At 74.8% G+C, this 11,641-nt stretch carries 5 protein-coding genes; 4 read left to right on the top strand and 1 reads right to left on the bottom strand.

The genetic code is table 11. The features are described 5' to 3' along the window. Positions 1–2: 2 nt before the first annotated feature. Complete coding sequence (locus AC3EN4_RS16515) at positions 3–1,526, bottom strand: argininosuccinate lyase (RefSeq protein ID WP_435206687.1); 1,524 nt, start codon at positions 1,524–1,526, stop codon at positions 3–5. A 151-nt stretch (positions 1,527–1,677) separates the two neighbouring features. Here AC3EN4_RS16515 and AC3EN4_RS16510 point away from each other — a divergent pair, with 151 nt between their 5' ends. From AC3EN4_RS16510 to AC3EN4_RS16495, 4 genes are read left to right on the top strand one after another with little or no spacing between them, the layout of a single operon-like run. After that, the gene (locus AC3EN4_RS16510) at positions 1,678–3,465 is read left to right on the top strand and encodes a non-ribosomal peptide synthetase (protein WP_435206686.1); all 1,788 of its coding nucleotides are present in this window, start codon (positions 1,678–1,680) and stop codon (positions 3,463–3,465) included. After that, positions 3,462–3,683 carry an MbtH family protein gene (locus AC3EN4_RS16505; protein ID WP_422736343.1) on the top strand — a complete coding sequence of 74 codons (222 nt, stop codon included), beginning with the start codon at positions 3,462–3,464 and terminating at the stop codon, positions 3,681–3,683. Before AC3EN4_RS16510 ends, AC3EN4_RS16505 begins: the two co-directional genes overlap by 4 nt. A gap of 1 nt (position 3,684) precedes the next feature. Next, complete coding sequence (locus AC3EN4_RS16500) at positions 3,685–10,899, top strand: amino acid adenylation domain-containing protein (RefSeq protein WP_435206685.1); 7,215 nt, start codon at positions 3,685–3,687, stop codon at positions 10,897–10,899. A 14-nt stretch (positions 10,900–10,913) separates the two neighbouring features. After that, positions 10,914–11,591 (top strand): aspartate/glutamate racemase family protein, encoded by a 678-nt coding sequence (locus AC3EN4_RS16495; protein ID WP_435206684.1) that lies wholly within the window; start codon positions 10,914–10,916, stop codon positions 11,589–11,591. Positions 11,592–11,641 lie beyond the last annotated feature (50 nt).

Here is an 11,641-nt window from a genome sequence, read left to right as displayed (position 1 = left end):
CGTCAGCCGATCCCGTGGGCGGCGGCCGCCGGGGCCAGCCCGAGCAGCCGATCGGTCTCCTCGACCGCGGCCCGGTCGACCGCGGCCCGCCGCTCCCACTGCGCGCGCAGCTCGTCGTAGTCGTGCGCCTGCGTCGACAGCAGATCGATGACCGCGGACGGTTGGGTCGAACCGGTGGTGCGCCGGGCGGCCAGCCCCGCGTGCACGTCGAACGCCTCGCGCAGCAGCGTCGCCGGATCGACCAGCCGGTACCCCTCGGCGGCGGTGGTCGCGGCCAGCAGCTCCGGATCGGTGTCGCGGGGCGCCCGGCCGGCAGCCGCCGCGGCCACCACGTACCGGCCGGCGAGCACCTGGGCCCGCCGCCACGGCACGCCCTCGCGCAGGGTCAGCAGGTTGGCCAGCGCGAACCCGCCCAGGAACTCGCGCTCGCAGGCGGCCAGCATCCGCTCGGGACGCAGTCGCAGGCCGTCCACCACGGCGGTCAGCAGCCGCAGCAGCGACCGGGTGGCGCCGATCGCGGCGTGCAGGTGGGCGCCGGCCTCCTTGGACACCTCGACCAGGTTGGCGTACGGGGTGTTGCGCTGGCCGAGCAGCGCGTCGGTGTGGAACGCGCCGAGGTGCGCCGAACGGCCCCGGATCCGTTCCAGGATCGGGAAGTTCTTCTTCTGCGGCATGGCCGAGGAGATGCCGCTCAGCTCGTCGGGCAGGTCGAGGAAACCCAGGTCACTGCCGCCCCAGGTGATCAGGTCGGTGACGAACCGGCTGGTCTCCGCGCCGAACAGGGACAGCTCGGCGGTGACCTCCAACACCCACCGCCGGGACGCCACGGCGGTCAGCGCGTGCGGCTGGGCCGCCCGGAAGCCGAGCAGCCGGGCCATCCGGTCCCGGTCCCACGGGAGGTCCTGACCGGCCATCGCGCCCGCGCCGAGCGGGCAGGCGTCGATCGCGTCGTACGTGCTCAGCAGCCGGCGCAGCGTGTGCAGCACGTGCCCGGAGAACGCGGCCAGGTGGAAGCCCGGCGTGATCACCTGCGCGGCCTGGAAGTGGGTGTAGCCCGGCATCGGCGTCGTGGTGTACGCGCCGGCCCGGCGGTGCAGGGCCGCCCCCAACCCGAGCAGCGCCTGCGCCACACCCACGACCTGCTGCCGGCCGAACAGCAACTGCGCGGTGGCCTGGAGGTCGTTGCGGCTGCGGTCGACGTGCCACAGCGGCAACGGTTCGCTGAGCGTGGCCTCGACGTGCCGTTCCAGGGCGAACGCGAGATCCGACAGATTGGCGACCGGGTCGGCGCTGAGCGCGGTCGGGCCGGCGCTGTCCAGCCCGGCGGCCACGGCTGCCGCCTGGTCGGCGGTGAGCAGCCCCATCCGCTGGTACTCCAGGGCCAGCACCTTCTCGACCGCCACGTACGACCCGAGCAGATGCTCGACCTCGAAACGGAACTGCGGCGCCAGCACCTCGTCGTGGAGCAGCCGGCCGGGTGGCTCGTCGATCCGTCCGGTCAGGCCGGACGGCGCGCTGATATTCACGTTCGGCCTCCCCGTTCCGCCGGCCGCAGAAACATACCCAGCCCCGCAGCGACGTGACAACCCCCGTCGATATCTGCCGGTCCGCGACATACCGCGGCGAAAGCGCATCGATAGCGGCCTCTGGCACGGTGGCTGACGGCGAGGAGGTGCCGTGACATCACTTGACGAGATGTTCGCGCGACAGGCCCACCGGACACCGTCCGCGACGGCCGTGGTGGACGACGACGGCACGCTTGACTACGCGACCCTGGACCGGCGGGTGGGCGAGCTGGCGGCCGCCCTGCGCGACGCGGGGGTACGCGCCGACCAACCCGTCGGGCTCATCCTGGACCGGTCGGCGCACATGGTGGCCGGTGTGCTGGCCGTGCTGCGTGCCGGCGGCGCGTACGTGCCGATCGAGCCGGAGACGCCCGCCGCCCGCCGGGAGGCGATCCTGACCGACGCCGCCGCCACCGTCTGCGTGGTGGACCCGGCCCTGGTCGACGAGGTGCGCGCCACCGGCCGGACCGCCGTGGTCCCCGACGCCACCGTCACCGGCCGCGCGCCGCTGGCACCGACGTCACCGCACCCGGACCAACTCTGCGCCATCTACTACACCTCCGGCTCCACCGGCCGGCCCAAGGGCGTCGCCTGCACCCACGGCGGCTGGGCCAACCGGATGCGCTGGATGCAGGAGCGGCATCACCTCCAGCCCGGCGAGACCGTGTTGCAGAAGACGACGCTGACCTTCGACGACGCGGCGGTCGAGCTGCTGTGGCCGCTCCTGCACGGCGGTCGGGTCGCCATGCTCGCCCCGGGTGCGCACCGCGACCCGCGCGCCATCATCGACGCGGCGATCCGGCACCGGGCCGTGCACCTCCAGTTCGTTCCGAGCGTGTTCGACCTCTTCCTGGAGACGCTCACCGACGCCGACGTGGCCAGGCTGACCCGCCTGCGCAGTGTGCTGTGCAGCGGCGAGGCGCTGCGTCCGGAGCTGGTACGGCGGTTCTTCGCCCGGTTCCCGGACGGGGTCTCGCTCGACAACACCTGGGGCGCCACCGAGGTGTCGATTGACTCGACGTACCACATCTGTCGACCCGACGACGGCCGCGCCGACGGTGCGAGCGTGCCCATCGGCCAGCCGATGACCGGTAACCGGGTGACCGTGCGGGACGCCCGCCACCAGCCGGTCCGCGCCGGCGAGGTGGGCGAGCTGTGCATCGGCGGGGTCGGCCTGGCCCGGGGCTACCAGGGTGACCCGCGGCGCACCGCGGCGGCGTTCGTGCCGGACCCGGACGGCTTCGGCGCCCGGATGTACCGCACCGGCGACCGTGGCGCGCAGCGCCCGGACGGCACGCTGACGTTCGTCGACCGGGTCGACCACCAGGTCAAGATCCGGGGGGTACGGATCGAGCTGGGCGAGGTGGAGACGGCGCTGCGCGGCCACCCGGAGGTCGCCGACGCGGTGGTGCTCGCGCTCGGCACCGCCACCAGACACCTCGCCGCCTACCTGGTGCCCCGACGGGTCGACGGCATCTCGGTGGACGACGTACGCGCCCACCTGCGTACGGTGCTGACCAGCTACGCCGTGCCCACCCACCTGACCGTCCTCGACCGGCTGCCGCTGCACCCCAACGGCAAGGTGGACCGGGCCGCGTTGGCGGCGCTGCCGACACCCGGCGGTGACGAGGGCGCCCTGGTGGCACCCCGGACGGTCACCGAGGAGACCGTCGCGGAGATCTGGTGCGCGGTGCTCGGCGTCGACCGGATCGGCGTCGATACGGACTTCTTCGCCGCCGGTGGGCACTCGCTGCTCGCCGTACGCGTGCTCAGCCGGTTGCGGCAGGCGTTCGGCCTGGACATCCCGCTGCGGCTGATCTTCGACCACCCGACGATCGCGGCGTCCGCGGCCGAGCTCGAACGGCTCGTGCTGGCGGACCTGGAGGGAGCAGCGCGGTGACGAGCGAAACCGACGAGCTGTCGTACAGCGTCGTGGTCAACCACGAGGAGCAGTACTCGATCTGGCCGGCCGACCGACCGGTGCCGGCGGGTTGGCGGGCCGAGGGCACCACCGGCAACCGGGAGGAGTGCCTCGCCCACGTCGAGCGGGTCTGGGTGGACATGCGCCCGGCCAGCCTGCGTCGGCACATGGACGGCGAGCCGGACGACGTGGCCTGACGTGTCCAGCACGGCGGAGCTGCTGGCCCAACGACTGCGGGCGGCACGCGAGGCGAGCCGGGCGGCGTCCTCGCCGACCCGGCCCCGCTGCCCCGACGACCAGTTCGTCGCCTCACCGGGCCAGGAGTCGGTGTGGCTGGCCGACCGGTTCCTCGACGGCGCACCGGACTACAACGTGGCCGAGGTGCTGCGGGTGCACGGCCCGCTCGACGCCGCCGCGCTGCGGCTCGCGTTCGGCATCGTGATCGAGCGCCACGAGGTGCTCCGCACCAGCTACCCGGAGGTGGCCGGCCGACCCAAGCCGGTGCCGCACGAGCTGGGCGAGATCCCGGTCGCCGTGCGCACCGTCGAGGACCCGCTGGCGCGGGCCCGCGAACTGGTCCGGCAGCCCTTCGACATCGCGACCGGGCTGCCGCTGCGGGCCGAGGTGCTGACCCTGGGCGACGCCGAGTGGTACGTCGTGCTGGTGGTGCACCACATCGCGGTCGACGGCTGGTCGATGGCGCTGCTCTGGGCGGAGCTGGCGGCGGCGTACCGGGCGCTGCTGGCGGGTACCGTGCCAGCCCTGCCGGAACTGCCCGTCCGGTACGTGGACCACGCGTACCACCAGCGGGAACAGCTGCGCGGCGACCGGCTGGCCCGACAGCTCGACTACTGGCGTACACGGCTGTCCGGACTGGCACCGCTGGACCTGCCGGCCGACCATCCCCGACCGCCGGTGTTCACCGGCCGGGGCGACCGGTACGACTTCGCGGTGCCCGACGCGCTCGCCGACGGCGTACGGGAGCTGGCCACCCGGCACGGCGTGACGCTGTTCCACGCGCTGCTGGCCGGCTTCACCGCCGTGCTGCACCGCTGGAGCGGCGGTACCGACGTCGCGGTCGGCACCCTCTTCGCCGACCGGGAGCACCCCGAGCTGGAGTCGGTCGTCGGGTTCTTCGGCACCACCGTGGTGATCCGTAACCAGGTCCTCCCGGGCCGACCGTTCGCGTCGCTGCTGCACGACGTCCGCGACGCCGTCGTGGACGCCCACGAGCACCGCGACGTGCCCTTCGAGCGGCTGGTCGAGGAGCTGAGTCCGACCCGGGACCTGTCCCGCAATCCGCTGTTCCAGGCCATGTTCACCGTGCAGGACGAGGAGACCGCGCCGTTCGAGCTGCCCGGCTGCGTGGTCGAGCCGGTGCCGGTCGACACCGGCACGGTCAAGTTCGACGTCGAGCTGGTGCTGACCCGCCGGGACGGCCGGTTGCGCGGCTTCGTCGAGTACGCCACCGACGTGTTCGAGCCGGCCACCGTGGCGCGCCTGGTCGACAGCTACCTGTCCCTGCTGGCCGACGCGGTGGCCCGTCCGGGCAGTCCGGTCGGCGCGCTGGCGGTGCTGCCGCCCGACGAGCACGCCCGGATCGTCGGCCGGTGGAACGACACCGCCGCCGCGTACCCGCAGGACGAGCTGCTCTCCGACCTGATCGGGGCGCAGGCCGGACGATCCCCCGACGCGGTCGCCGTCCGGTGCGACGACGCCGAGCTGACCTACGGGGAGCTGGAGCGCCGCGCCAACCGCCTCGCCCACCTGCTCGTCGAGCACGGCATCGGCCCCGACGTCACGGTGGGCGTCTGCCTGGACCGCACACCGGACCTGGTGATCGCGCTGGTCGCGGTCCTCAAGGCCGGCGGCGCGTACGTGCCGGTCGACCCGGACCACCCGGCCGAGCGGGTCCGGCACGTGCTCGCCGACAGCGCGGCCCGGCTGCTGCTGACCACCGGCGACGTGTGGGACCGGCTCGGCGCGCCGCCCGGTCCACGGCTGCTGCGCCTCGACCGCGCGGGTGACCGGCTCGCCGAGCTGCCGGACACACCGCCGGTCACCACCACGACCGCCGACGACCTGGCCTACCTGATCTACACGTCGGGCTCCACCGGGCGCCCCAAGGGCGTGATGGTGCCGCACCGGGCGATCGTCAACCTCACGGTGGCGTTCGGGCGACTCTTCGAGGTGACCGACACCGACGTGGTGGCCGCCGTCGCCTCGCACGCCTTCGACCTGTCGCTGCCGGAACTGCTCAGTCCGCTCACCGTCGGCGCGACCGTGCTGCTGGCGTCGCGCCGCACGGCCACCGACGGCGGGGCGCTCGGGCAGCTGCTGACCGACGGCGGGGCCACCGTCATGCAGACCACGCCGACGATGTGGCGGATGCTCGTCGACGCCGGCTGGACCGGTGGGCCGCTCCGCGCCGGCGCGTCCGGCGAGACGGTGCCGAGCACGCTGGCCGCCGCGCTGCTCGGGCGCGTGTCCCGGTTCTGGTGCCTGTACGGGCCGACCGAGACGACGGTGTGGTGCACGGCGTACGAGGTGCACGCCGTCCGACCGGACCGACCGATGCCGATCGGCCGACCGTTGCCCAACAACACCGTGTACGTGCTGGACCCGGCACTGCGGCCGGTCCCGGTCGGTGTCGTCGGCGAGGTGTACGTCGGCGGGGTGGGGGTCAGCCGCGGGTACGCCGGGCAGCCTCGGCTGACCGCCGAACGTTACCTGCCCGATCCGTTCGGCTCCGGTGGCCGGCTCTACCGCAGCGGCGACCTGGCCCGGCTGCTCCCGGACGGGACGATCGAGTTCGTCGGCCGGGCGGACACCCAGGTGAAGGTGCGCGGCAACCGGATCGAGCTGGGCGAGGTGGAGGCCGCGCTGGCCGCCCACCCGGCGGTGGCCGCGGCGGCGGTGACCACCTGGGGCGAGGACGCCGACCGGCAGCTCGTCGGGTACGTGGTGTGGCGCGACGCGCCGGTGGCGGTGGCGACGCTGCGGGCGTACCTGCGCGACGTCCTGCCCGACGCGTTCGTGCCCAGCCTGGTGGTCGAGCTGCCGGAGCTGCCACTCAGCCCGAACCGCAAGGTGGACCGGGCCGCGCTGCCCCCACCGGACGTACGCCCGACCCGTGCCGAGCACGTCGCGCCCCGGACCGACCTGGAACGCCTGGTGGTGCAGACCTGGACGGCGGTGCTCGGCCGGGACGGGATCGGCGTGCGGGACGACTTCTTCCAGTTGGGTGGGCACTCGCTGCGCGCGTTGCAGGTGGCTGCCCGGCTGCGCGCGGCGACCGGGGTGGACGTGTCCCTGCGGACCCTGTTCGCCCATCCGACGGCGGCCGCCCTGGCCGCCGCGCTCAGCGCCGAGGGCAGCGGTGGCGCCGGGGTCGTCAGCGGCGCCGGCCGGGCGGAGGTCACCGCCGACGAGGCACGTCCACCGCTGACCGCCCGGCCGGCCGGGGCCGCCGCCCCGCTGTCGTACGCGCAGCGTCGGCTGTGGTTCCTCGACCGCCTCAACCCCGGCGACGCCAGCTACCTGGTGCCCAGCGTGCTGCGCCTGCGCGGGCCACTGTCGACGCGGGCGTTGATCGAGGCGCTCCGCACGGTCCTGGCGCGGCACGACGCGCTGAACGCCCGGTTCGTCGCCGACGGGACCGGCGAGCGGCAGATCCCCGGCCCGCCGGTCGAGGTGGTAGGCACCGACCTGCCCGACGCCGGGGACGCCACGGTGCTCCGGCTCGCCGGAGCGGACGCCACCCGACCGTTCGACCTGGCCAACGGCCCGCAGGCCCGGGCCCGGGTGATCCGGGTCGCCGACGACGACCACACGGTGGTGCTGGTGCTGCACCACGCGGCGGTGGACGGCTGGTCGTTGGACGTGCTGTGGCGGGAGGTCGGCACGGCGTACGCGGCCCTCTCCGCCGGCCGGACGCCGGAGCTGCCGGGCCTGCCGTTGACGTACGCCGACCACGCCTACTGGCAGCAGCGGCGCGGCCCGGCGGCGTTCGCCGACCAGCTCGACCACTGGCGGGAACGGCTCGCCGACCTGCCGCACTGCTCGCTGCCCACCGACCGGCCCCGGCCGGCCACCTGGTCGGGGCGGGGCGACCGGGTGGACTTCGCGCTGCCCGCCGACATCGCGCAGGCGGTGCGGGAGCTGGCCCGCCGGCGCGGCGCGACGACCTTCATGACCCTGCTCGCCGCCTTCCAGGCGGTGCTCGCCCGGTTCACCGGTCAGGACGACGTGGTGGTCGGCACCCCGGTGGCCGGCCGGGACGACGCCGACCTGGAGCCGGTGGTCGGCTGCTTCGTCAACACGCTGGTCCTGCGCGGCGACGTCGGCGGCGACCCGACCTTCGCCGGCCTGCTGGATCGGGTACGCCGCGCCACCGCCACCGACTTCTCGCACCGCGACGTGCCCTTCGAACGCCTGGTGGAGGAGCTTCGGGTCGCCCGGGACCCGTCGCGCAACCCGCTGTTCCAGGTGGGTTTCCGGCCGGAGGAGCGCGACGGCGCGGCGTTGCGGCTGCCCGGGGTCGCCGTCCAGACGCTGGACCTCGGCCAGGGCGGCGCGAAGTACGACCTGAACGTGTCAGTCATCGACGGTCCGGACGGGCTGCGCGGCACCGTGGAGTACGCCGCCGACCTGTACGACGCGTCGACCGTCGAGGCGTTCGCCGCCGCGTACGCCCGGACGGTGCGGGCGGTGGTGGCCGAGCCGGATCGGCGGCTGTCCGAGCTGGGCCCCACGGTCGACGAGCGGCGACTGCTGGCCCGGTGGGGCGGGACCGCCGAGCCGGCGCCGGATCGGCCGTCGCTGCCGGAACTGGTGGCCCGGCAGGCGCAGCGCGCTCCGGACGCCGTCGCGGTCTGCCTGGCCGCGCCCGACGACGGCCCGCACGAGCTGACCTACGCCGAGTTGGACGGGCGGGCCAACCGGCTCGCCCGCTGGTTGCGGCGGCACGGCGTCGGCCGGGACGTCGTGGTCGGCGTGGCGCTCCCCCGCTCGATCGACCTCGTGGTGGCGCTGCTCGCGGTGCTGCGCTCGGGTGGCGCGTACGTCGCGCTGGACCCGGCCGCGCCGCCCGGGCGGCTCACCCACCTGGTCGCGGACAGCGCGCCCCGGCTGATCCTGACCTGCCGCGACGCGCTGGCCCGGCGCGGGCCGGCCGCCGCCGCCGAGGGTGTCCCGACGTACCGCCTGGAGGAGGAGTGGCCGGCGGTGCTCGCCGAGCCGGCCACCGATCCCGGGCATCTGCCGCATCCCGACGACCGGGCAGCGATCTACTACACCTCCGGGTCGACCGGCGCGCCGAAGGGCGTACCGACGCCGCACCGGGGCATCACCAACTTCCTGGCGTACCTGAGCGGGCCGATCGGGTTGACCGACCGGGACGTGGTTCTCCAACTCGCGGCGATCTCGTTCGACGCGTCCATCCGGGACATCTTCGGTCCGCTGGTGGTCGGTGGGCGGGTGGTGCTGCCTCCGGACGGCGCGACGCGCGACCCGTACGCCCTGCTGGCAGCCATCGAGCGGCACCGGGTGACGGCGCTGTTGACGCTGGTGCCGCCGATGCTCACCGCGCTGGCCACCGCGGCCGGCAGCCGGCCGGGCGCGGCCGGGTCGGTACGGCTCGGCCTGGTCAGCGGCGAGGCGCTGGGCGGGCAGCACGTCCGCGCCGCCCGCCAACTCTCGCCGACCATCGCGCTGGTCAACCAGTACGGCCCGACCGAGGCCACGATGACCTCGACGTACCACGAGGTGGGTGACGAGGTCGGCGCGGTGCCGATCGGACGGCCCATCCCGTACGTGCGCTGTCACGTCCTCGGTCCGCGCGGCGAGCTGCTGCCCCCGGGCGCGCTGGGCGAGCTGTACCTGGGCTCGCCCGGGCTGGCCCGGGGCTACCAGCGGGCGCCGGGGCTGACCGCGCAGCGGTTCGTCCCGGACCCGTTCGGACCGCCCGGCGGGCGGTTGTTCCGCACCGGCGACCTGGTCCGCTGGCGTGCCGACGGTCGGCTGGTCTTCCACGGTCGCCGGGACCAGCAGGTGAAGATCCGCGGCGTGCGGGTGGAGTTGGGCGAGGTCGAGGCCGCGCTGGCCGCCGGCCCGGGTGTCCACGCCGCCGCCGCGGCCGTGCACGACGGTGACCTCGTCGGGTACGTCGTGGCCGACCCCGATGTCGACCTGGGCGAGCTGCGTGACCGGCTCGCCGATCTGCTCCCCGAACAGTCGGTGCCGGCCCGGCTCCAGACGCTGGACGCGCTGCCGCTGACCCCGCACGGCAAGCTGGACCGCGCCCGGCTGCCCGCACCGGCCCCGGTGGCCCGCGCCGACGCGCTGCCGCCGCGCGACATCCTGGAGCTGGCCCTGGTACGGATCTGGGAACGGGTCCTCGGGCACGGCCCGGTCGGCGTACGCGACGACTTCTTCGCCCTCGGCGGCCACTCGCTGCGGGCGGTGGACCTCGTCGAGGCGATCCGGGTCGAGCTGGACGTCGCCGTGCCGCTCAGCGTGGTCTTCACCCACCCCACCGTGGAACGCCTCGCCGCGGTGCTGGGCAGCGCGTCGGCGGCCGCGGACCGCCTGCTCATCCCGTTGGCCGACGGGCCGGCCCCACAGCCGCCGCTGTTCCTGGTCCATCCGCAGGGCGGCGACGTGGCCTGTTACGCGCAGCTCGCCCGGGAGCTGGCCGCCGTCTGTCCGGTGCAGGGCATCGAGGCGGTCGGTTACAACACCGACGACCCGCCGTTGGCCACCATCGAGGAGATGGCCCAGCGGTACGTCGACGAGATTCGGGCGGTGGCGCCGGACGGGCCGTACCGGCTGGCCGGCTGGTCCTTCGGCGGCAACGTGGCCTTCGAGATGGCGTACCTCCTGGAGGCGGCCGGCGAGCGGGTCGACTTCCTCGGCGTCCTGGACGCGCGGGCGTTCGGCCGGGAGGAGTTGGAGTCCTGGTTCACCGGGCGCAGCGAGCTGGAACGGTACGGGCTGATCGCCGAGCTGGCCCCGGAGCAGGTCGCGGAGCTGGCCGCCGCCGAGGAGCAGGAGGCGCTGGCCATCCTGTTGCGCGACGCGCAGCGGCGGGGCCGGGTGCCCCGGGGCGCGGACACGGCCACGCTGCGTCGGATGGTCGCGGTGTTCACCGCGAACGGCCGGGCCGCCGACCGGTACGCGCCGCGCGCCCCGATCCGCGCCCCGATCCATTTGTTCACGGCCACCGACCGGCATCCCACGCTGACCAACCCGGAGGTGAACCCGGCCAGCTGGCGGGCCCGCACCCGAGGCCCGGTCTACGTGGTGCCGGTGCCGGGCAACCACCACGACCTGGTGTACGCGCCACACGCGACCGTGCTGGCGGCCCGGATCTCCGACGCGTTGCGGGAGCGGGGTTGGACATCCGCCGACTAGGCGTGGTGGGTGGGGTGGGACCGCTGGCCGTCGCCCACTTCTACCAGCGCCTCATCCAGCTCACTCCGGCCGTGGAGGACGACGAGCACCTGGAGGTGGTGCTCGTCGCCGAGCGGGTGCCCAGCCGTATCGCGTTCCTGCGGGGTGTCGGGCCCAGCCCGGTGCCGGCGCTCCTGCGGGCGGCCAAGCACCTGGAGGCCGCCGGGGTGGACGCGATGGTCATCCCGTCGGCAACCACCCACGCCTTCCGCGACGACATCGTGCGGGCGGTGGCCGTACCCGTGCTGGATCTGCTGGCCGAGGTGGGCGCGGCGCTGGCCGGGCGGGGGTTTCGCCGCCCGGTGTTCCTGGCCACCGCACCGACCGCGCGGCTGCGGCTGTACGAGCCGCACCTGACTGCTGGGACTCGGCCGCTCTACCCGGGCGCGGCGGCGCAGCGCCGGGTGGACGCGCTGATCGACGGGGTGAAGCGGGGTGAGCCGGTCGAGGCGCTGCGCGCCGGCCTGGCCGAGCTGATCGCGGCCGGGCCGTGGCCGGTCGGGGCCGACTGCGTGGTGCTGGCCTGCACCGAGCTGCCGGTGATCGCGCCGCATGGTGGGGCCGGGCCGCTGCCGCTGGTCGACGTGACCGAGGTGCTGGCGGACGCGGTGCTGGCCCGCCACCCGATACCCGTCCGGCGTCAGGCTGTCTGACAGATCGTGACGGAGGCGGCTCCCGTCCTCTGCGCTGCTTTCGTCCTCTG

This window comes from Micromonospora sp. bgisy143 (genome assembly GCF_057708145.1).
The sequence above is the reverse complement of the archived record's forward strand: the minus strand, read 5'-3'. Positions and strand labels throughout refer to the sequence as shown.